The 20,008-nt window shown below is 38.6% G+C and carries 21 protein-coding genes; 12 read left to right on the top strand and 9 right to left on the bottom strand.

The window, feature by feature from the left end:
- Position 1: 1 nt before the first annotated feature.
- The 4 genes from D8845_RS00770 (at position 2) to D8845_RS00755 (ending at position 3,272) form a co-directional block, all read left to right on the top strand.
- Positions 2 to 1,456 carry a hypothetical protein gene (locus D8845_RS00770; protein ID WP_185757319.1) on the top strand — a complete coding sequence of 485 codons (1,455 nt, stop codon included), beginning with the start codon at positions 2 to 4 and terminating at the stop codon, positions 1,454 to 1,456.
- A 9-nt stretch (positions 1,457 to 1,465) separates the two neighbouring features.
- Positions 1,466 to 2,128 (top strand): DUF443 family protein, encoded by a 663-nt coding sequence (locus tag D8845_RS00765; RefSeq protein ID WP_042751257.1) that lies wholly within the window; start codon positions 1,466 to 1,468, stop codon positions 2,126 to 2,128.
- Positions 2,129 to 2,200: 72 nt separating this feature from the next.
- Complete coding sequence (locus D8845_RS00760) at positions 2,201 to 2,878, top strand: DUF443 family protein (protein WP_004269710.1); 678 nt, start codon at positions 2,201 to 2,203, stop codon at positions 2,876 to 2,878.
- Between the two features lie 103 nt (positions 2,879 to 2,981).
- Entirely contained in the window at positions 2,982 to 3,272 is a 291-nt protein-coding gene (locus tag D8845_RS00755; RefSeq protein WP_125452107.1) for a DUF4176 domain-containing protein, read from the top strand.
- Positions 3,273 to 3,610: 338 nt separating this feature from the next.
- Here the strand turns inward: D8845_RS00755 and D8845_RS00750 are convergent, their stop codons facing one another.
- Positions 3,611 to 4,306 (bottom strand): VIT1/CCC1 transporter family protein, encoded by a 696-nt coding sequence (locus D8845_RS00750; RefSeq protein ID WP_125452105.1) that lies wholly within the window; start codon positions 4,304 to 4,306, stop codon positions 3,611 to 3,613.
- Between the two features lie 229 nt (positions 4,307 to 4,535).
- Between D8845_RS00750 and D8845_RS00745 the strand changes: the two genes are divergently transcribed.
- Genes D8845_RS00745 through ftsY form a run of 3 tightly spaced genes read left to right on the top strand, consistent with a single transcriptional unit; the run spans position 4,536 to position 7,435 of the window.
- Positions 4,536 to 5,327, top strand: coding sequence for a Cof-type HAD-IIB family hydrolase (locus D8845_RS00745; protein ID WP_125452103.1), 792 nt, complete (start codon positions 4,536 to 4,538; stop codon positions 5,325 to 5,327).
- Positions 5,327 to 6,145 (top strand): Cof-type HAD-IIB family hydrolase, encoded by an 819-nt coding sequence (locus tag D8845_RS00740; protein ID WP_125452101.1) that lies wholly within the window; start codon positions 5,327 to 5,329, stop codon positions 6,143 to 6,145. Before D8845_RS00745 ends, D8845_RS00740 begins: the two co-directional genes overlap by 1 nt.
- 3 nt (positions 6,146 to 6,148) lie before the next feature.
- On the top strand, positions 6,149 to 7,435 hold the full coding sequence (gene ftsY / locus D8845_RS00735; protein WP_125452099.1) for a signal recognition particle-docking protein FtsY: 1,287 nt from the start codon (positions 6,149 to 6,151) through the stop codon (positions 7,433 to 7,435).
- Positions 7,436 to 7,479: 44 nt separating this feature from the next.
- Here the strand turns inward: ftsY and zwf are convergent, their stop codons facing one another.
- From zwf to D8845_RS00720, 3 genes are all read right to left on the bottom strand, one after another.
- On the bottom strand, positions 7,480 to 8,967 hold the full coding sequence (gene zwf / locus D8845_RS00730; protein ID WP_125452097.1) for a glucose-6-phosphate dehydrogenase: 1,488 nt from the start codon (positions 8,965 to 8,967) through the stop codon (positions 7,480 to 7,482).
- 150 nt (positions 8,968 to 9,117) lie between these two features.
- A complete protein-coding gene (locus D8845_RS00725; protein ID WP_049487244.1) occupies positions 9,118 to 9,858 on the bottom strand; it encodes an amino acid ABC transporter ATP-binding protein in 741 nt (246 codons plus the stop codon).
- A complete protein-coding gene (locus D8845_RS00720) occupies positions 9,858 to 12,023 on the bottom strand; it encodes an ABC transporter substrate-binding protein/permease (protein ID WP_125452095.1) in 2,166 nt (721 codons plus the stop codon). The genes D8845_RS00725 and D8845_RS00720 overlap by 1 nt, the downstream gene beginning before the upstream one ends.
- Positions 12,024 to 12,193: 170 nt before the next feature.
- Between D8845_RS00720 and D8845_RS00715 the strand changes: the two genes are divergently transcribed.
- The 5 genes from D8845_RS00715 to D8845_RS00695 all read left to right on the top strand — a co-directional run bounded on the left by D8845_RS00715 (position 12,194) and on the right by D8845_RS00695 (position 16,891).
- Complete coding sequence (locus D8845_RS00715) at positions 12,194 to 13,147, top strand: CPBP family intramembrane glutamic endopeptidase (protein ID WP_125452093.1); 954 nt, start codon at positions 12,194 to 12,196, stop codon at positions 13,145 to 13,147.
- A 76-nt stretch (positions 13,148 to 13,223) separates the two neighbouring features.
- Positions 13,224 to 15,212, top strand: a complete 1,989-nt coding sequence (uvrB, locus tag D8845_RS00710) for an excinuclease ABC subunit UvrB (protein ID WP_125452091.1) — start codon at positions 13,224 to 13,226, stop codon at positions 15,210 to 15,212.
- Between the two features lie 9 nt (positions 15,213 to 15,221).
- Positions 15,222 to 15,848 carry an NAD(P)H-dependent oxidoreductase gene (locus tag D8845_RS00705; protein ID WP_125452089.1) on the top strand — a complete coding sequence of 209 codons (627 nt, stop codon included), beginning with the start codon at positions 15,222 to 15,224 and terminating at the stop codon, positions 15,846 to 15,848.
- Positions 15,849 to 15,862: 14 nt separating this feature from the next.
- Complete coding sequence (locus D8845_RS00700; protein WP_125452087.1) at positions 15,863 to 16,351, top strand: GNAT family N-acetyltransferase; 489 nt, start codon at positions 15,863 to 15,865, stop codon at positions 16,349 to 16,351.
- 72 nt (positions 16,352 to 16,423) lie between these two features.
- Positions 16,424 to 16,891 carry an 8-oxo-dGTP diphosphatase gene (locus D8845_RS00695; protein WP_125452085.1) on the top strand — a complete coding sequence of 156 codons (468 nt, stop codon included), beginning with the start codon at positions 16,424 to 16,426 and terminating at the stop codon, positions 16,889 to 16,891.
- Here the strand turns inward: D8845_RS00695 and D8845_RS00690 are convergent.
- The 5 genes from D8845_RS00690 to coaB all read right to left on the bottom strand — a co-directional run bounded on the left by D8845_RS00690 (position 16,888) and on the right by coaB (position 19,918).
- Positions 16,888 to 17,403: a transcription repressor NadR gene (locus tag D8845_RS00690; RefSeq protein ID WP_000159185.1), complete on the bottom strand. Its 516-nt coding sequence runs from the start codon at positions 17,401 to 17,403 to the stop codon at positions 16,888 to 16,890. The genes D8845_RS00695 and D8845_RS00690 overlap by 4 nt on opposite strands.
- 11 nt (positions 17,404 to 17,414) lie before the next feature.
- Positions 17,415 to 17,942 carry an ECF transporter S component gene (locus tag D8845_RS00685; protein ID WP_001097396.1) on the bottom strand — a complete coding sequence of 176 codons (528 nt, stop codon included), beginning with the start codon at positions 17,940 to 17,942 and terminating at the stop codon, positions 17,415 to 17,417.
- A gap of 176 nt (positions 17,943 to 18,118) precedes the next feature.
- Positions 18,119 to 18,682: an ECF transporter S component gene (locus tag D8845_RS00680; protein WP_000747412.1), complete on the bottom strand. Its 564-nt coding sequence runs from the start codon at positions 18,680 to 18,682 to the stop codon at positions 18,119 to 18,121.
- On the bottom strand, positions 18,666 to 19,217 hold the full coding sequence (gene coaC, locus D8845_RS00675) for a phosphopantothenoylcysteine decarboxylase (protein WP_049544196.1): 552 nt from the start codon (positions 19,215 to 19,217) through the stop codon (positions 18,666 to 18,668). The genes D8845_RS00680 and coaC overlap by 17 nt, the downstream gene beginning before the upstream one ends.
- Positions 19,218 to 19,228: 11 nt before the next feature.
- Complete coding sequence (coaB, locus tag D8845_RS00670; RefSeq protein ID WP_125452083.1) at positions 19,229 to 19,918, bottom strand: phosphopantothenate--cysteine ligase; 690 nt, start codon at positions 19,916 to 19,918, stop codon at positions 19,229 to 19,231.
- Between the last annotated feature and the right edge of the window lie 90 nt (positions 19,919 to 20,008).

Genomic DNA, 20,008 nt, shown 5'->3' with positions numbered 1-20,008 from the left:
TATGTATTTATGGAAATCCAAGAATCAGGCAAGTAGTACATCAAGAGCACTACAGAATCAAAATCAAGCCTATCAATCTTTACAGAAGGCTCTTAATGATTTTTCATCAAACAGTGGAGATTTATCTGGTTTAGCTTATGATTCTGCAAAAGTTTATTGTAGTCAAATATTGATTCCATTAACAAAAGCTTGCATTTTATTAAATGAGGAAATAGAAAAAGCAACATTGAGTCTTCCGGATAAATTCATTAGTGAAGTGGATAGTGTAAGTTTAAGAGAAGATGAGTTGCGTCAAAAAATTGCGCAAGCACATAAAAGTATTGTTTACTATCAGAAACTACGAAACATGGAATATCGTGTGGAACAACCAGACTATTTTTTTATTAATAGTTTAACAGAACATATTGCGATTCAACAGAAAGTCAAACAAAAATTGGAGGATAAGCTTCAAAAAATTTTGACATTTCATAATTCATCATCAGGTCTTTTTTCAAATATAGATGGTCTTTATCAAGTAGTAAGGCAAGGGTTATCTCAAGCAAAAAGCTCTTGGAATGAAGAAACAAAAACATTTGTAATTCCACCTCAAGAGGAATTGATGTGGGTTAAACAGGTCCACGAGTCTTGGGGAAGACGATTGGACAAAGAAAAGTTGAAATCAGGAGAGGGATTAACAATAGAGGACATTGAAGCTTTACTTACCTATGCTCGGTCCCATCCAGAAGAGTTAGTTTCACCTGAGTTGATTCAGCAATTAAAAAGTGCATTAGAGTTAGTTCGAGAGAATTATGATAAAAATGGCACGCAGTTTGACTTACTTGCAACTATAATTGATCAACTTGGAATAGGGGTTCAACGTTTTGGTGGTTTAGCTACTATTTTAGAAGGAATTAAAGGCCCTAGTACATTTGCTTTAAACGGAGTCTCAACTTCATTTGTTTTAGTTAAACAAACTGGTATAGGTCAAGCTTTGGTTCAAAAAGGTACAAATATAGCGAACTGGGGCAAATGGGGTGGCCGTTCCTTAATGGGAATTGGCTTTGGTCTTGGAATGTATGATGATATTGTTAACAAAGATAAAAGTATTGGTCAGGCAGTTGTGCATAATGGTTTGTCAACAGGGATTGGTTTTGGAGCTGCGGAGCTAACTACAGTAGCTTTAGGAGCATTTTTGGGAAGTAATCCTGTTGGTTGGGCTGCTGTTGGTGTAGCGACTGCATCATTTGCTATTGGAGTTGGAGTTACTTGGTTGTTTAATAAAGCCTATGAAAATAACTTTTTAGGGCTTAAAGATGGTTTAGACACTACAGGGGTATTTTTGGATGATGTAGGGAAAAACGTAGGTCAGGCAATATCAAATAGTGTTGAAAGTGCAAAAAATTGGGCCAGTGAGATGGTAAGTGATGTAGGAAATGCCATTTCAGGTGGGCTAAGTGCCCTTAACCCCTTTGACTAATGAGAAATGATGGAAAAAATTCGTTTTACTTATGGAAATTTTCGTTATTTAGTATTTGAATTCAATCATCAATACTATTTACTTGATAGAAGACCATGTCATTTGAGAGGATATCTTTTTCCACCTATAAATTGGCTTTTCTTTCAACATGTGTATCCCATTACATCGGATGAGTACTGTAAAATAAAAGAAAAAACTGGACGTGCTACAAAACTCACTGTTTCAGCTTCTCTCGGTGCTGGGCTGAGTATCTTTTTATATAATTGGTTACGGGTTAACAAGATTGATATCACTAAGTATTTTGAAACGAATCTTTCAAGTTTTACGAAAGTGGCACTCTTTTTAATGACTTTTCTTTTAACATATGTTCTGGTTGAATTATTTTACTATTCTCGGAAAAGAAGGATGGCCTTCTTGATAGGGCACGAACTTAGGCATTTACAATACTATAAAATTACGCCAGTAAAAATTGACTTTAAACAATTGCTAGGATTTATAGTGGTTATTGGTGGGCTAGCATTTTTTATGCCAATGTATTATTTCTACTCAGGTAACTTACTTTTTGGCTTAATGGCCAATGCAATCATCTTTCTATATTTGTCGGCTTCTAATGTTGCATTTGGAACTGAAAGCCATCACTTATATAAAATAAATGATAAAAAACTAAAATAAGATGTAGCCGATATCAAGATACTCCTCATAGCTTGGGAAAACTCATGTTTTCTTAGATTAGTAAGGATTAAAATGCAAAAAATAAAATTATATTATAAAGGGAATTTTCGATACCTATTATTTCATTATCAGGGGAAACAGTATCTATTAGATAGATCTCCTAAACATTTTCTCGGATATTTCTGTTTGCCTTTAAACTGGTATTTTTATCAGAAAGTTTATGCTATCTCAGATGAAGAACTTTTTAAAATCGAAGAAAAAAACTCTAAGGCGAGCAAATTTATCCTTCCAACATCATTAGCTGCAGGATTGGCAGTTTTTGTGAATGCCTGGGCTCGTATGAATCATATTGATTTATTTGCCAACTTTTATGTGAATTTTTCGATAGTAACTAGTTTGCTTTTAGTAGTTATTGGTTTATTATTGTCTTTTAGTTTGCTTCAGCTTTTATATTCTAAAAAGAAAAAAAGTTTGGAAGAATTACTTAATAGATCATTGGAACAATCTATTTATTTTAAGATAAAACCAGTAAATTCATCGCGTTTTTACGTAAAAATGCTTCTTTTACGAGTATGTTTCTTTGCTTTAGCTCTTATATTTGCCTTAGCTTTTATTTATATAAAAAATGTTGCCATGCTTTTGATAATGATTTTAACAATGTTCATTTCTCTAGCAACCATAAACGTTGCCTTTGCACCTGGAGAAGAACGGGAATATGAGATAGTTGATGTTTTATCAAAGTTGAAATAAAATGTTGTTTTACCTAAATTCAGTGCTATATTTTTTATATTATTGAGATTTATTATTTAAAAAAATAAAATTATTACTTAAATATCGAAAGGAAGAAAAGATTATGTTACCTATTGGAAGTATTGTTTATTTAAAAGATGGAACCCGTAAAATTATGATTCTTAATCGGGGAGCTTTCATTGACAATGATGGAGAAAAAGTAATTTTTGATTATTCAGGATGCATATACCCAGTAGGGCTTGATGCTGAACAAATTTTATATTTTAATAAAGAAAATATTGATAAAGTTCTTTTTAAAGGTTACAGTGATAACGAAGAGAAACGATATCAAGAACTTTATAGTCAGTGGCTCTTAGAAAATGAGAATAATTTTCAAAGGGGCAAGGTCGATTAATAGATTAGCTTCCGTTGAAGCGTTTATCTCTTATAATAGGAATCGATTTGACATTATTGAGAATACTATCACTTTTAATGATTGATGTTATTGATTAAAATAATTGCAAATAAAGTAAATAACTTTCAACTATCCAGGCGGATGATTTTTTCTGGTAACGTTATAAAATCTTAGAAGACATCAAAACGTTATTAGAAAAACACACATTATAGAATCATTGTCTACGATTGTAGATATAATAAAAGAGAGAATCAAGTTTCTCTCTTTTATTATATCTAAGTAGATGTGAATCTTTTATTTTGTAGGTAGTGCAATTTCATTTAGATATTTCTTATATACTAAATGCTGAAAAGTTGTCCGAGCAGGAAAGTAACTCCCATGGTTAAAAGACCGATAGCTAGGTTTCGAATCATAGCTGTTTTGGTTGGAGCTTTTCCAAGTCTTGCACTAGTGTAACCAGTGAGAAGAAGGGCCACACCGACGATAAGGACGGTAGCAGGGATGCGGTATTCACTTGGGAAAATGGTCACTGACAGCATTGGTGGTAAGCTACCAAGGAAAAAGGAAATAAAGCTAGAGATGGCAGCATGCCAAGGATTGGTAAACTCTTCATACTCAATCCCATATTTTTCCTCTACCAAAGCCTTGAGTGGATTATTTAAAAAGGCTTTGTTGGTGAGAAGTTGGGCTGATGTTTCACACTCGCCATTTTGAATATAGGCAGCGTAGAGAGACTTTTTAGCTAGCTCCATGTCTTGGTCTAGCAAGAGTTGCTCACGCGCAACGGCCGCTTCCTCGGTATCTTTTTGAGTTGAAACGGACACATATTCTCCACCTGCCATTGAAAAGGCACCGGCCAAAATAGCTGCAAATCCTGATAAAAAGATAATCCAGATATTACTTGTAGCACTGGTAACCCCAATAACCACACCAGCAATGGAAATAATTCCATCATTAGCACCAAGAACACCAGCACGCAGGATATTTAAACGACCTGCAAAATTTGAATCGATTTCGTGATTTGTTTCTGACATACTATTCTCCTTTTTATCCAGTATAAAGGAAACAGGTTATGAAATCAATCTTTTAAAAGTATCTGAAAAAAGTTGCACGATTTTAATTTTACGAGTTTTTTAAAAGATAGAAACAGCACTAGCTAGTAGAGAAGGATAAAAGAGAAGCAAAGCTGATAGACTAGTCCTTTTTCTACTTATCTATGGTATAATAGGAGGTAGATTTACTAATCGGAGTAAGAAAGATTTTATGATTAAACTAGTAGCAACGGATATGGACGGAACCTTCCTAGATGGGAATGGGCGCTTTGATATGGACCGCCTCAAGTCTCTCTTGGTTTCCTACAAGGAAAAAGGGATTTACTTTGCGGTGGCTTCGGGGCGCGGATTTCTATCCTTAGAAAAATTATTTGCTGATGTTCGTGATGACATTATTTTTATCGCAGAAAATGGCAGTTTGGTCGAATATCAAGGTCAGGACTTGTATGAAGCGACCATGTCTCGTGTGTTTTATTTGACGACTTTTAAAAAGCTGAAAACCTCACCTTATGTAGATATCAATAAACTGCTCTTGACGGGGAAAAAAGGCTCTTATGTGCTAGATACGGTTGATGCAACCTATTTGAAAGAGAGCCAGCACTATAATGAAAATATCCAAAAAGTAGCGAGTCTGGAAGATATCACAGATGACATTTTCAAATTTACAACCAACTTCACAGAAAAAACGCTAGAAGCTGGGGAAGCTTGGGTTAATGAACATGTTCCTGGTGTTAAGGCCATGACAACTGGCTTTGAATCCATTGATATTGTTCTGGACTATGTCGATAAGGGTGTGGCCATTGTTGAATTAGCTAAAAAACTTGACATCACAATGGATCAGGTCATGGCTTTTGGAGACAATCTAAATGATTTGCATATGATGCAGGTTGTGGGACATCCTGTAGCTCCTGAAAATGCACGACCTGAAATTTTAGAATTAGCAGAGACAGTGATTGGTCACCATAAGGACCAGTCGGTTATAGCTTATATGGAGGGCTTATAATGGCAGATATAAAATTGATTGCATTGGACTTGGACGGGACCTTGCTGACTACTGATAAAAGGCTGACGGATCGTACCAAGGCAATCTTGAAAGCTGCGCGTGATCGTGGTATCAAGGTAGTATTGACAACTGGTCGTCCCTTAAAAGCCATGGACTTCTTTCTCCATGAGTTAGGGACTGACGGACACGAAGATGAGTATACGATTACTTTTAATGGTGGTTTGGTTCAGAAAAATACAGGTGAAATCCTTGATAAAACAGTCTTTTCATATGATGATGTGGCACGTTTGTATGAAGAAACAGAGAAATTATCACTGCCTCTTGATGCCATCTCAGAAGGAACAGTTTATCAAATCCAATCGGACCAAGAAAGTCTTTATGCCAAATTCAATCCAGCATTGACCTTTGTTCCAGTGGACTTTGAAGACTTATCTAGTCAAATGACCTACAATAAATGCGTGACTGCCTTTGCTCAAGAACCCTTGGATGCAGCCATTCAGAAGATTTCTCCAGAATTGTTTGACCAATATGAAATATTTAAATCACGAGAAATGTTGCTAGAGTGGTCACCAAAGAATGTTCATAAAGCAACAGGATTGGCTAAACTAATCAGTTATCTGGGAATAGAGCAAAGCCAAGTCATGGCCTGTGGCGACGAGGCCAATGACCTCTCTATGATTGAGTGGGCGGGACTCGGTGTTGCCATGCAAAATGCTGTTCCTGAAGTTAAGGCAGTCGCAAATGTGGTAACGCCAATGACCAATGATGAAGAAGCTGTCGCCTGGGCTATCGAAGAATATGTGCTAAAGGAGAACTAAGATATGGGATTGTTTGACCGTCTATTCGGAAAAAAAGAAGAACCTAAAATCGAAGAAGTTGTAAAAGAAGCTCTGGAAAATCTTGATTTGTCTGAAGATGTTGAGTCTTCTCTTACAGAAGCTGAGGGAATTCTTCAAGAAGAAGCAGAAGTTGAAAGTTCTGAAGAAGATCTGCTCCAAGAAGAAAATCAAGAGACAGTTGAAGAGAGTCAGGATTCAGAGTCAACTGTAGAAGTTTCTCAAGAAGAAATAGAAGAATTTCTAAACTCAGAAGAAGTCACAGAGGAAGAGAATACTGAGCTCCTAGAGACTGTAGAAGAAAATAGTTCTGAAGTGCTTCAACCAGAAAGGTCTCAGTTAGAAGAAACTGTTCAGGAAAAATATGACCGCAGTCTTAAGAAAACTCGTACAGGCTTCGGAGCTCGTTTGAACGCCTTCTTTGCTAATTTCCGCTCTGTCGATGAAGAATTCTTCGAGGAGTTGGAAGAACTGCTCATCATGAGTGACGTCGGTGTGCAGGTCGCTTCGAACCTAACAGAAGAGCTTCGCTATGAAGCTAAACTCGAAAACGCTAAGAAGCCTGATGCACTTCGCCGTGTCATTATCGAGAAATTGGTTGAACTCTACGAAAAGGATGGCAACTACGATGAACAAATCCATTTCCAAGATGGTTTGACAGTTATGCTCTTTGTTGGTGTTAACGGTGTTGGGAAGACAACTTCTATCGGGAAACTAGCCCACCGCTACAAACAAGCTGGTAAGAAGGTCATGCTGGTTGCAGCAGATACCTTCCGTGCAGGGGCAGTAGCCCAGCTAGCTGAATGGGGCCGACGAGTAGATGTTCCGGTAGTGACTGGACCTGAAAAAGCTGATCCAGCTAGTGTGGTCTTTGATGGCATGGAACGTGCCGTTTCTGAAAGTATCGATATTCTCATGATTGACACCGCTGGTCGTCTGCAAAACAAGGATAACCTTATGGCTGAGTTGGAAAAGATTGGTCGTATCATCAAACGTGTTGTTCCAGAAGCACCCCATGAAACCTTCTTGGCACTTGATGCATCAACAGGTCAAAACGCACTTGTACAGGCCAAAGAATTTTCAAAAATCACTCCTTTAACAGGAATTGTCTTGACTAAGATTGACGGAACTGCTCGAGGTGGTGTTGTTCTAGCCATCCGAGAAGAACTCAATATTCCTGTAAAATTGATTGGTTTTGGTGAGAAAATCGATGATATTGGAGAATTTAACTCAGAAAACTTTATGAAGAGTCTCTTGGAAGGCTTAATCTAATCAGAAGCAAAAATCCTGCAAGGTACAAACTTGCAGGATTTTTTTTATTCTAAACGACCATCTTGACGATAAGCGATATCTGGTTGCCAAGTCCATTTGGCACCAAATTTTTCAAGTAAGTCAAAGCTTGCTTGAGGTCCCATGCTTCCAGCTTTATAGTCATGAAGTGGAGCACCATTTTCAGCCCAGAGCTCTTCGATACGGTCAATCAACTTCCATGACGAACCAACTTCATCCCAGTGGCTAAAGTTTGTTGAGTTATTGTTTAAGACGTCATAAATCAATTTTTCGTATGGTTCTGGAGAAGCACCAGTTGCGGTCGCATCTGTACGATAATCAAGTGAGTTAGGAGCCAAGTTGAATTCTTCTCCTACCTGCTTCCCATTTAGGCTAAGAGAGAAGCCTTCTGTTGGTTGGATATAGATGGTCAAAATATTTGGAGCAAGTGGTTCTCCAAAGATAGAATCCATTTGTTTAAAGACGATGTTGACATGAGTTCCTTTTTCAGTCAGACGTTTACCAGTACGGAAGAAGAAAGGAACACCACGGAAGCGATCGCTGTCCACGAAGAAGGCACCAGATGCAAAGGTTTCAGTTGTTGATTCTGGATTTACATTTGGCTCGCTACGATAAGAGATGTATTTCATGCCATCAATCTTACCTGAACGGTATTGACCACGGATAAAGTGTTCTTTAAGCTCTTCATCAGTTGGATGATAGAGATTTTTAAAGACCTTAATTTTTTCAGCACGAATCTCGTCTTTTGTGAAGCTTGCTGGCTTATCCATGGCAAGGAGGGAAAGTAGTTGCAAAGTATGGTTTTGTACCATGTCACGGAGGGCACCAGATTGGTCATAGTAGCCACCACGTTCTTCTACACCCAAGCGCTCTGCAAAGGTAATTTGAACATTGTCGATAAAGTCCTTGTTCCAGACATTTTCAAAAATCAGGTTTGCAAAGCGAACTGCAAAGATACTTTGAATCATTTCCTTACCAAGATAATGGTCGATACGGAAAATTTGTTCTTCGTTAAATGTCGCTAGGAGTTCGTCATTCAACTTGCTTGCAGTTGCGTAGTCTGTTCCAAATGGTTTCTCAACGATTAAACGCTCAAAACCTTTACCGTCCACAATGTTTTCAGACTTAAGGTGTTTGGCAATGGTTCCAAAGAATTGAGGAGCCATTGACAAGAAGAAGAGCTTGTTGTGTTCAGCTTGGTACTTGTCATTTAGTTCAGCCTGCAATTGACGTAAAGCAATGTAGTGCTCTGTATCATTGACATCATGACTTTGATAGTAGAAGTGGCTAGCGAACTCTTGAGCCTGTTCGGTACTATCTGCCAAATCAAGGATAGATTCGACTACTACAGATTCAAAGTATTCCTTGCTCCAAGGACGACGGGCAGTTCCAATAACGGCAAAGTGCTCGGAAAGATTGCCGGATTTATATAGTCTAAATAGGGAAGGGTAGAGCTTGCGTTTAGCCAGGTCTCCACTCGCACCGAAAATTGTAACAATAACCTTAGATGACATCTAGCTACCTAATTTCTATTTTTATTCCTAGTCTTGCTAGGTATGAGGAAATCTCATTTCATAAACTTAATTCTAACATAATTTTCCGAAAAATCAAAAAATCCAATACGAGATAGAAAAAAACTGCAAGGAAATCCTTACAGTTTGAGTTTAGACGTTTAAGACCTTGTCCAAGAACTCTTTCAGACGTGGGTGTTGAGGGTTATCAAAGATTTGGTCTGGTGTTCCGTCTTCAAGGAATTCACCATCTGCAGTAAAGATAACGCGGTTAGCAACCTGACGAGCAAATCCCATCTCATGGGTTACGATAATCATGGTCATACCTTGCTCAGCCAATTCCTTCATAACGTTCAGTACGTCTCCGACCATTTCAGGGTCAAGGGCAGAAGTTGGTTCATCAAAGAGCATGATATCTGGATTCATTGCTAGTCCACGAGCGATGGCCACACGTTGTTTTTGACCACCTGATAGGCTATCTGGGTTAGCATTAGCTTTATCTGCTAGACCAACCTTGTCAAGCAACTCCATTCCCAATTTCTCAGCTTCTTCCTTTGTCATCAACTTGTGCTCAATAGGAGCAAAGGTAATGTTGTCCAATACAGACATATGAGGGAAGAGGTTGAAGTGTTGGAACACCATTCCGATATTTTCACGGACGTGGTCAACATTGGTTGTTTTTTCAGTTAAGTCATAACCGTTCACAGTGATGTGACCACTAGTGACTTCTTCTAGAAGATTGAGGCTACGAAGGAAGGTTGACTTACCAGAACCTGAAGGACCGATAATACAAACAACATCTCCTTCATAGAATTTAGTCGTGATTCCTTTTAAAACTTCATTTTTTCCATAATACTTATGTAAATCATTTACATCAATTTTTAATTTTGCCATTAACGAATCCTCTTTTCTAAGCGTTTCGCTAGTCTAGTCAAAAGTGTGATAATTACAAGATAGAAGATAGCAAGGATTGCATACATCTTGAAACTTTGGTAGTTACGGGCAATGATAATCTTACCAGTTTGGAAGAGTTCAACCAAACCGATAGCAGATACGATGGTTGTATCTTTAAGAGCGATAACGAATTGGTTAACAAAGTTTGGCAACATCAATTTAGTTGCTTGTGGCAAGATAATCTTACGCATGGTTTTTCCATAAGAAATACCCAAGCTTCGGCTGGCTTCCATTTGTCCAACCGGAACGGCCTGAATACCACCACGAACGATTTCAGCGATATAAGCGGCTGCATTGAGCGAGAGGGCAATAGTCCCAGCTACAAAGTCGTTAATTGGACTTTGTTGGCCTGTGATAGACTCGATGAAGTTTGGAATTCCCCAGAAGATGAAGGCTGCAAGAATCATCAATGGAATACCACGGATAACGTCAACGAAAATCTCAGAGATCACACGAAGAGATTTGTATGGGCTAACGCTAAACATACCGAAGATAATCCCGATAACAATGGCAATAGCAAATGAGATAAGAGCTAGAGCAAGAGTGATACCAAGCCCGCTAAGGAGTTGTTTGTAGTTGTTTTGAAGCAAGCCCCAGATAGTTGTCTCATCAACAGTGCTTGTTGAAGCAGATGAAGATTCGCTAGCTAGGTATTTATCAAGAATCTTTTGGAATTCACCGTTTGCTTTAAGGTTTGCAAGTCCGTTATTGAACATTTCAATCAATTCTGGATTTGCTCCTTTTTTAACGGCAAAGGCTGTTTCACCGATTGGAGTTCCAGGGATTGGTGTTTTCAATTTTTGACCTTGGCTGATAGAATATTTGAGAACAGGTTCATCATCCATAACAGCATCAATGGCACCAGTGTTTAAACTGTCATACATTGATGAACCATCAGCAAAGGTTTTGATTTTGTAACCGTATTTGCTTTGATTTTCTGTTAGGAAGGTTTGAGAAGCAGTTCCGTTTTTAACACCGACTGTTTTCCCTTTCAAATCTTCATAAGAAGCAATGGTGCTTGATTCCTTGACACCAAGGATAGTATTGGCAGTGTAGTATGAATCTGAGAAATCAAAAGTCGCCTTACGAGCATCTGTGACAGACATACCAGCAATGATACCATCTGCTTGACCAGCTTGGACAGCGTTAATAGCGGCATCGAAACCAGGGTTGATGATTTCAATTTCAAAACCTTGGTCTTTAGCGATTGCCTTAATCAATTCCATATCAATACCAGTGTATTGGTTGCTTGAATTTTGGAAAACAAAAGGTGCAAAAGAAGAATCGCTGGCAATGATGTATTTAGCTTTAACAGGAATAGCTTTTAAGCCCGCTAGAGTAGTTGTAGTTGGCACTGCTGAAGATGATGAAGCAGTCCATTTCTTGATGATTTTATCAAGACTACCATCTTTTTTCATTTCAGCCAAGGCTTGGTTAAATTCAGTAACTAGGTGCTCGTATTTGCTTCCTTTTTTAACACCGAAAGCAAAACTCCCTACAGCTTCCCCATCCATTTCAATATGGAGGTCTTGACCTTGGTTAATGGCATATTCGATAACAGGTTTGTCATCCATCATGGCATCGATGGCACCAGCACTCAAGCTGTTGTTCATCAAATCACTAGTGTCAAATGTTTTAATAGTAAAGCCGTATTTATCTTTGATACTTTCAAGGAAACGTTGAGCGGCTGTTCCGTTTTTTACACCAACAGTTTTTCCTTTTAATTGGTCATATTTACTAATCTTGTGTGACTTAGTAGTTGCAATGACAACTTTTGTATCATAGTAAGTATCAGACATGGTGAAGACTTTTTCACGTTCTTTAGTCTTTGTCATTCCTGCCATGATAGCGTCAGCTTGACCAGCTTGAACCGCATTGACCGCTGCGTCAAATCCAGGATAAGACATCTGAATGTTCCATCCTTTAATCTCAGCGACTTTGTTGATAATATCAACATCAATTCCTTTATAAGTTTGATCTGAATCTTTAAACTCAAAAGGTGCATAGGCGGTATCAGAAACAATCTTAATCGTTTCAGCGTTGGCAATACCTAATGAGAAAATTGGGAATAAAATTAGCAAAAATGCTAGAAATTTTTTCTTCATTTTTAGTCTCCTTTTCCGAATATTTTCCCATTATATCAGAAAAAGTAAAAAAAGGCAAATTTTTATATTTTCGTGTTAGAAAATATAACATAGTTGTTTATTTCTTTCTTGAATTGCTACTATAAAGTGCTATAATAATAGTATACAGTAGAAGAAAAGAGGACAGGAATATGAAGAACAAGAGAATATTTAAAGACTTCCAAGCTTCTCAAATGCGGTTAAACATTTACACAAGCCCCTTGTTAGCCTTTGTTTTTGTCTTTATAGGAGAGTTTGTGGCTTATACTTTGTATGGTGTTAGCTTGTTAGCTCTTATCGGACTTGCTAGAAATTTTGGAGAGACTGGTCAAAATCTTGCAACCTATTTGCAGACCTTGCAGCAGAGCTTGATGGATAAAACAAGTGACTTTCATTTAATTTTAGATTTACTGGCCTTTGGTTTCATTCTCAACACTGTGTTCAGATGGACTAGAAAAGTTGAGAAAAGACCTATTCGAACTTTAGGATTTTATAAAGAAAATTTCCTCAGCAATCTTCTGAAAGGATTTGGGCTAGGTCTGGCACTTTTTCTTCTGACCTTGTTAGGTTTAGTAGCCTTAGGACAATATCGTTTGGAGTCCATTCATTTGAATCCTTATTCGCTTGCCTTTATCATTTTTACTATCCCATTTTGGATCCTACAGGGGACAGCAGAAGAAGTGGTGTCCCGTGCTTGGCTCCTTCCTCAATTGGCCTCAAGAACCAATCTCAAACTTGCTGTTCTTATATCTAGCCTATTCTTTACCCTGCTTCATATGGGCAATTCTGGTCTAACACCACTATCTCTAGTAAATCTCTTTTTATTCGGAGTTGCCATGGCTCTTTACCTTCTCAAAACTGATACAGTTTGGGGTGTTGCAGGTATTCATGGAGCCTGGAATTTTGCTCAGGGAAATCTCTTTGGGATTTTAGTTAGTGGTCAGCCGTCTGGGACATCGCTGATGACCTTTTTACCACAAGGTAATCAAGATTGGCTATCAGGTGGTTCTTTTGGCATAGAAGGTTCCATTATGACAAGTCTGGTATTGTTAATGCTGATTGTCTATCTCGCCCATCAATTAAAGAAAGAAAATGAAAGGATGTGACTTCGGTCTGTCCTTTTCTTCGTGAAAATGCTACAAGTATGCTAAAATAGGAATAGCATATGGAGAGAGGATTCTTATGATCAATCGCATTACAGATAATCAATTTAAACTAGTATCAAAATATCAACCATCAGGAGATCAACCCCAAGCTATTGAGCAGTTGGTTGATAATATCGAGGGGGGAGAAAAAGCTCAGATTCTGATGGGGGCGACTGGTACAGGGAAGACCTATACCATGAGTCAGGTCATTTCCAAAGTCAATAAACCAACTCTGGTCATTGCCCACAATAAAACTCTAGCAGGACAGCTCTATGGGGAGTTTAAGGAATTTTTCCCTGAAAATGCTGTTGAGTACTTCGTATCCTACTATGATTATTACCAGCCAGAGGCCTATGTACCTTCAAGCGATACCTATATTGAGAAGGATAGTTCTGTCAATGACGAGATTGATAAGCTCCGACACTCAGCGACTTCAGCCCTTTTGGAGCGCAATGATGTTATTGTCGTGGCTTCAGTCTCTTGTATCTATGGTTTGGGTTCGCCCAAGGAATACGCTGATAGTGTCGTTAGTCTCCGTCCAGGTCTTGAAATTTCTCGTGATAAACTTCTTAATGACTTGGTTGATATTCAGTTTGAGCGAAATGATATTGATTTCCAACGAGGAAGATTTCGTGTGCGTGGGGATGTGGTGGAGATTTTCCCAGCATCTCGTGATGAACACGCTTTTCGAGTAGAGTTTTTTGGAGACGAAATTGACCGTATTCGTGAAGTTGAGGCTCTGACAGGTCAGGTGTTGGGAGAAGTGGATCATTTGGCGATTTTCCCAGCCACTCACTTTGTGACCAATGACGACCATATGGAAGAGGCCATTGCTAAAATTCAGGCAGAGTTGGAGGAGCAGTTAGCTGTCTTTGAGAAGGAAGGCAAATTACTTGAAGCCCAACGTTTGAAACAGCGGACAGAGTATGATATCGAAATGTTGCGTGAGATGGGCTATACCAACGGGGTTGAAAACTATTCACGCCACATGGATGGACGTAGCGAAGGTGAGCCACCTTATACGCTTCTCGACTTCTTTCCAGATGATTTCTTGATTATGATTGACGAAAGTCATATGACTATGGGACAAATCAAGGGCATGTACAACGGAGACCGCTCTCGTAAGGAAATGCTGGTTAATTATGGTTTCCGTTTGCCATCAGCTTTGGACAATCGACCTTTACGTCGTGAAGAGTTTGAAAGTCATGTGCATCAGATTGTCTATGTTTCAGCGACACCTGGCGACTATGAAAATGAACAAACCGAGACAGTGATTGAGCAAATCATTCGTCCAACAGGACTATTGGATCCAGAGGTAGAAGTCCGTCCGACAATGGGACAGATTGATGACCTCTTAGGTGAAATTAATGCCCGTGTTGAGAAAAATGAGCGTACCTTTATCACCACCTTGACCAAGAAAATGGCAGAGGACTTAACTGACTACTTCAAGGAAATGGGCATCAAGGTCAAGTACATGCACTCGGATATCAAGACTTTAGAGCGGACAGAGATTATCCGTGACCTGCGTTTGGGTGTCTTTGATGTCTTGGTCGGAATCAACCTGCTCCGTGAAGGAATTGACGTTCCTGAAGTGAGCCTAGTAGCTATTCTCGATGCTGACAAGGAAGGTTTTCTTCGTAACGAACGTGGTTTAATCCAGACCATTGGACGTGCTGCTCGTAATAGCGAAGGCCATGTCATCATGTACGCTGACACAGTTACCCAGTCTATGCAACGTGCTATCGATGAAACTGCTCGCCGTCGCAAAATCCAGATGGCCTATAATGAAGAACACGGTATTGTGCCTCAGACAATCAAGAAAGAAATCCGTGACCTGATTGCTGTGACCAAGGCAGTTGCCAAGGAAGAAGAAAAAGAAGTCGATATCAATAGCCTCAACAAACAAGAGCGCAAAGAACTCGTCAAGAAACTCGAAAAACAAATGCAAGAAGCCGTCGAAGTGCTTGACTTTGAACTAGCAGCTCAGATCCGTGATATGATGTTGGAAGTCAAGGCCTTGGATTAGGGGAATTTTATGAATATTTTAGTTATTAATGGACATCCTGATAAAGAAAGTTACTGCCAAGCAATTTTTCAAACGATTGTAGAAAATATAGACTCAAAGAGACATGAAGTTGAAATGATTAATCTTAATGAGAAAGAGTTTGATCCTGTTTTACGTTATGGTTATCGACAAAGGATGGAGGACGATCCGTTTATTCTACGCTCTCAAGAATTAATCCAGTGGGCAGATCATTTCATTTTTGTTTATCCTATTTGGTGGAGTAGTATGCCTAGTCTATTGAAGGGGTGGATTGATCGTGTTTTTACGCCAGGCATTGCATACTCTACAAATAATCGAGGAAGCTTTATTTTGAACTACTTGAGAGGTAGACAGTTCAAAAAGTTACTAAAAGGAAAAACAGCTAGTATCTATGCAACTTCTATGGCACCAACTTGGTGGTACAAAGTATTTTCAGGTCCGATTAACATTCCAGACAGTTATGGAATATCAGTATTAAAGAATGCTATATTGAATCACTGTGGTATAAAAACAAAGAGGGTTTCAATCTTGGGAGAGTTAGGCCGTGAAGTAAATACAAATTCAACAAGACAAAAATTTCTACAAAAAGTAGCAAAGGAAGTCAGGGTGTTGAATTAAGGAGAAGAAAACAAATGACGGTTATTATCAAATCAATGGAAACTCCTGAAGAGATAGAAGGTAAGCCCCTTGTTCACTGGCAAACGTGGAGAGAGGCTTATGATGGCCTTTTGCCTGCAGAATTTCAGGAGACGATGACATTAGAAAGGTGTCGACTCTTTAGTCAAAAGTATCCAGAAAATACATTGATTGCGATGGATGGTATGAAGGTAGTTGGTTTTATAAGTTATGGCAACTTTCGTGATGAGACTATTCAAGCTGGCGAAATTATATCCTTATATGTTTTAAAAGACTATTATGGAAAAGGTATCGCACAAAAGTTAGTGAAAGCAGCTTTGACTGCTCTTAATCATTTTTCTGAAATTTTCTTATGGGTATTGAAAGATAATAAGCGAGCCATAGCTTTTTATCAAAAAATGGGCTTTACTTTTGATGGACAAGAAAAGATGCTTGAACTTGGAAAGTCTATAAAGGAAAAACGAATGGTATTTTATTCTAAATAATTTTAAAAAGTAGAAGTTAATGGTACTGGTACCAAGTCTAAAAATTTAATAAATTAGAAAGTGAGTAAATTTATGTCTCGAGCACAATTAACGATTTTAACAAATATTTGTCTGATTGAAGATCTCGAAACTCAGCGCGTTGTAATGCAGTATCGCTCTCCTGAAACTAATCGCTGGTCAGGTTATGCCTTTCCAGGAGGCCATGTAGAAAATGGCGAATCTTTTGCAGAGTCTGTCATTCGTGAAATCTATGAAGAAACAGGGTTGACTATTCAAAATCCTCAACTTGTCGGCATTAAAAATTGGCCACTAGATACAGGTGGGCGCTATATTGTCGTTTGTTATAAGGCAACTGAGTTCTCTGGAACTCTTCAATCTTCAGAAGAGGGAGAAGTTTCTTGGGTGCAAAAAGACCAGATTCCAAACTTGGATCTGGCCTATGATATGCTACCTTTGATGGAGATGATGGAAGCTCCGGACAAATCTGAATTTTTCTACCCTCGCCGTACAGAAGACGATTGGGAAAAGAAAATTTTCTAATCCTTTACTAAATAACCAAGCTGATCCAAGGCCTCCTCGATATAGTGGAGGTCTTGTTGTGTTTCGGCTTCGACTAGGTGGTAATGGACACCATCTGTCAATTCAGATAAAGGTTTAAAATCAGAATGCTCGACTTGTTCTAGAAAATGTTGAACATCTCTGCGGCAAGACAGTTTAAGCAAGGTTTCAATTTCTCCATAAACGGGATGGTCAATCAAGGTATTTTGAACACGCCCACCATTATCAACGATAGCAAGGAGTTCCTGACCGATTTCTTCAACTTCATGTTTCACCTTGAAAAGTTTATGGACATAAGGATTGGTATCAATTTGCTTATAGACGTAGCCACGATTAGTGGATAGGATAGGAGCGCCATCGGCTCTCAAAATTGCAATGTCCTGCACAATGACCTGACGTGTGACATGAAAATGTTCCGCCAAACTTTGGCCGTTGAGGGCTTTAGGAGCTTCTTTCAAGAGTTGGAGCAGGGCTTGTTTGCGATCTTTTGTCATAGCTTTTCCTTTTAACGGCGTTTTCGAAGCACTTTATAGACAGCTAGTGCTAATGTATAGTCTACCATACTATGGATAATTGTACCAAATCCAACTAGCACAAATAGAACATAAAACATATTTTCTACATTGGTACCAGAAGTTGCGTAAAAAACGACACAAGCTAATACTTCAGCAAGGGCATGGATAAGTGCTAAAACAAAGTTAAAAATCCAGGAAGATTTTGGTTTATCTAGTGTATCGGGGAATTTTTGTAGGTAAAGAGCCCCCAAAGTCCCAAAAAAGATATGGGAAAAAGCTCGAAAAACGATAACCATGGGATAGCCAGCCATCAAAAATCCAAAACTAGAGGCTAGGATGACAAAAACAGCCATCAAGGGCGACAAGAACATAGCGATAAAAATAGCGATGTGGCTTCCCAAAGTGTAAGAAGCAGGTGGAATGACAATCTTAAAAGGCATAACAATTGGAATCAAAATCGCAATAGCCGTTAAAAGAGCAGTCATTGTCATAAATTGTGTCTTTTTCCGTGTATTCATAAGAATCTCCTTTTTATCTGTATATACACTAGTATAGTACAATAAACAAGACAATAAAGCAAGAATTTACTTAAGTTTATAGGTCGTTTTTTAGTTAAAAGTTAGTAAAGATTTCACTAAAAAGAAACTGTATAGAGCAAAATCTCCACCTTCAAGCATGAAAGCGGAGATTGTTTTTATTTTTTCAAAGTCTGTAGTCTTGGAACAATGGCTAGGGTTAGAACTGCGGAAATGACTAATTCGGCAATCGAATTTGTTGAGATAACAGTTGCTAGGAGTTTTTGGATATTACCATCAAAGACATTTCCAAAAAGGTAGAAAATTCCACCAAGTACAAAGACTGTGTTGGTAAGTGAACCAAGGGCACCAGCTAGAATCAGACCAGTTTTATTTTTCATCAGTTTATAAACTAGATACGGAGTCAAACCAATCAAAATACGTGGGACGATGGCAATGATAGCTGAGTAGATGTTTCCGTTTGGTACAAATGGGGAGAAGAGGTAACTTGTCGGTAGAATTGTAATCGTGTTAACAGTTAAGCTAAGTAGCCCCATCAAAAATCCAAGTGTAACTCCAACGCGTGGACCGTAAATAATGCTGGCAATAATGACAGGAATATGAACGATAGTCGGTTTGATTGGAAATGGAAAAAGGTTAAAGATAAGTGAGCTCAGAAAGTGTATCACGAGCATGGTTGCAAAAAAGATAGCAATAGGTGCAATATTAGAGCGTTTTTTCATCGAGAGTTTCCTTTATTCTTTCTAAAATAATTGTGAGATCGGCTAAGGCTCCTCTTCCGTGGTCTCCACAAGCTAGTAGGGATTCCTTAGGAGCAATCAGCTGATAGCCGTAGGTTTCTAATGTTTTCAGATTAGCCTGAGTTGCTGGATGGTCATACATTTTTGTATTCATAGCAGGAGCTATTAGTTTGGGAATATGACTTGGCAAGGCTAAAGCTGTACTGGTCACCATGTTGTCCGCAAAGCCAAGGGCTAGTTTTGCGATAGTGTTAGCAGTTGCAGGGGTCACGATGAATACATCCGCCTTTTTTCCAAGTTCGATATGATTAACCTGTTCAGGATAGGGTTCCTTCATGACATCCAGGTGGACAGGATTCTGTGATAAGACCTGTAGAGTCAAAGGTTGGATAAACTCTGTAGCAGCCTGGGTCATTAAGACAGTGACTTGATGGCCTTGTTTTTTAAGCGAACTAACTAAATCTGCCGACTTGTAAGAGGCGATTGAGCCCGTTACAGCCAAGAGAATGTTTGACATAGTTTTCCTTTCTATGAATGACAGGCTTGAATTTTTTCAAGGAGGAGTTCTGCAATTTCTTCTTTAGTGTTAACCGTTTGGAGATAATCTTTCTCAACAAAGATTGCACGATGCTGGTTTGCTGAAATTTGAGTCAGGTCATTTGCGATAATCAAGTCTGCTTGGTTCTTGATAAGACTTTTTCTAGCAATCTCGATGAGATAATCCTCAGAGACATCAACCAGCAGTTTGAAGCCAATCAGATGAATAGCAGGATTCCATTCTTTGACTAGAGAGATGATTTTTGGTGTTTTTTTCAGGAATAAAACCTGAACCTCATCAGTCGAAGAAATCTTAGCTTGATGATTTTGCTTGCTTAAAAATTCTTCCAAATTGGAGCTAGCCTGAACTTCCTCTAGACCTGTCATATAAACAGGAGTGTAATCAGATACAGCCATTGAGTGAATCAAGACCTGATAGTCCTTGACACGTTCTTGCATTTCAAGGAGAAGGTCGTTTGTATTGTTAATTTCTCGAATGCTTAGGTTGGGATGGGCTTCTGGCTTCAGAGCTCGTTTTGTTGTTATCAGAAAAACTTCATGCCCTGCAGCAAGCAAGGTTTCTGTGATGATTTTCCCCAAGCGACCTGTTGAATGGTTAGTGATAGAGCGGACGCTATCAATAGCTTCACTGGTACCGCCAGATGTAACTAAAATTTTCATAGCACTATTGTACACAAAAATAAACGGTAAGTAAAATGAAAGTGATAAAAATTGAGTAAATTAATATATGGTCGATTTTGACAATCTCTC

The organism is Streptococcus mitis, from assembly GCF_003942865.1.
In the GTDB taxonomy this organism is placed as follows: Bacteria; Bacillota; Bacilli; order Lactobacillales; family Streptococcaceae; genus Streptococcus; species Streptococcus mitis_BI.
Note: the sequence above shows the minus strand (reverse complement) of the source record. Positions and strands in the feature narration are given on the sequence as shown.

Excerpts from the sequence above, each read along its gene's own strand:
- D8845_RS00770 (WP_185757319.1), top strand. The coding sequence starts at position 2 with ATGTATTTATGGAAATCCAAGAATCAGGCAAGTAGTACATCAAGAGCA.
- D8845_RS00765 (WP_042751257.1), top strand. The coding sequence starts at position 1,466 with ATGGAAAAAATTCGTTTTACTTATGGAAATTTTCGTTATTTAGTATTT.
- D8845_RS00760 (WP_004269710.1), top strand. The coding sequence starts at position 2,201 with ATGCAAAAAATAAAATTATATTATAAAGGGAATTTTCGATACCTATTA.
- D8845_RS00755 (WP_125452107.1), top strand. The coding sequence starts at position 2,982 with ATGTTACCTATTGGAAGTATTGTTTATTTAAAAGATGGAACCCGTAAA.
- D8845_RS00750 (WP_125452105.1), bottom strand. The coding sequence starts at position 4,306 with ATGTCAGAAACAAATCACGAAATCGATTCAAATTTTGCAGGTCGTTTA.
- D8845_RS00745 (WP_125452103.1), top strand. The coding sequence starts at position 4,536 with ATGATTAAACTAGTAGCAACGGATATGGACGGAACCTTCCTAGATGGG.
- D8845_RS00740 (WP_125452101.1), top strand. The coding sequence starts at position 5,327 with ATGGCAGATATAAAATTGATTGCATTGGACTTGGACGGGACCTTGCTG.
- ftsY (WP_125452099.1), top strand. The coding sequence starts at position 6,149 with ATGGGATTGTTTGACCGTCTATTCGGAAAAAAAGAAGAACCTAAAATC.
- zwf (WP_125452097.1), bottom strand. The coding sequence starts at position 8,967 with ATGTCATCTAAGGTTATTGTTACAATTTTCGGTGCGAGTGGAGACCTG.
- D8845_RS00725 (WP_049487244.1), bottom strand. The coding sequence starts at position 9,858 with ATGGCAAAATTAAAAATTGATGTAAATGATTTACATAAGTATTATGGA.
- D8845_RS00720 (WP_125452095.1), bottom strand. The coding sequence starts at position 12,023 with ATGAAGAAAAAATTTCTAGCATTTTTGCTAATTTTATTCCCAATTTTC.
- D8845_RS00715 (WP_125452093.1), top strand. The coding sequence starts at position 12,194 with ATGAAGAACAAGAGAATATTTAAAGACTTCCAAGCTTCTCAAATGCGG.
- uvrB (WP_125452091.1), top strand. The coding sequence starts at position 13,224 with ATGATCAATCGCATTACAGATAATCAATTTAAACTAGTATCAAAATAT.
- D8845_RS00705 (WP_125452089.1), top strand. The coding sequence starts at position 15,222 with ATGAATATTTTAGTTATTAATGGACATCCTGATAAAGAAAGTTACTGC.
- D8845_RS00700 (WP_125452087.1), top strand. The coding sequence starts at position 15,863 with ATGACGGTTATTATCAAATCAATGGAAACTCCTGAAGAGATAGAAGGT.
- D8845_RS00695 (WP_125452085.1), top strand. The coding sequence starts at position 16,424 with ATGTCTCGAGCACAATTAACGATTTTAACAAATATTTGTCTGATTGAA.
- D8845_RS00690 (WP_000159185.1), bottom strand. The coding sequence starts at position 17,403 with ATGACAAAAGATCGCAAACAAGCCCTGCTCCAACTCTTGAAAGAAGCT.
- D8845_RS00685 (WP_001097396.1), bottom strand. The coding sequence starts at position 17,942 with ATGAATACACGGAAAAAGACACAATTTATGACAATGACTGCTCTTTTA.
- D8845_RS00680 (WP_000747412.1), bottom strand. The coding sequence starts at position 18,682 with ATGAAAAAACGCTCTAATATTGCACCTATTGCTATCTTTTTTGCAACC.
- coaC (WP_049544196.1), bottom strand. The coding sequence starts at position 19,217 with ATGTCAAACATTCTCTTGGCTGTAACGGGCTCAATCGCCTCTTACAAG.
- coaB (WP_125452083.1), bottom strand. The coding sequence starts at position 19,918 with ATGAAAATTTTAGTTACATCTGGCGGTACCAGTGAAGCTATTGATAGC.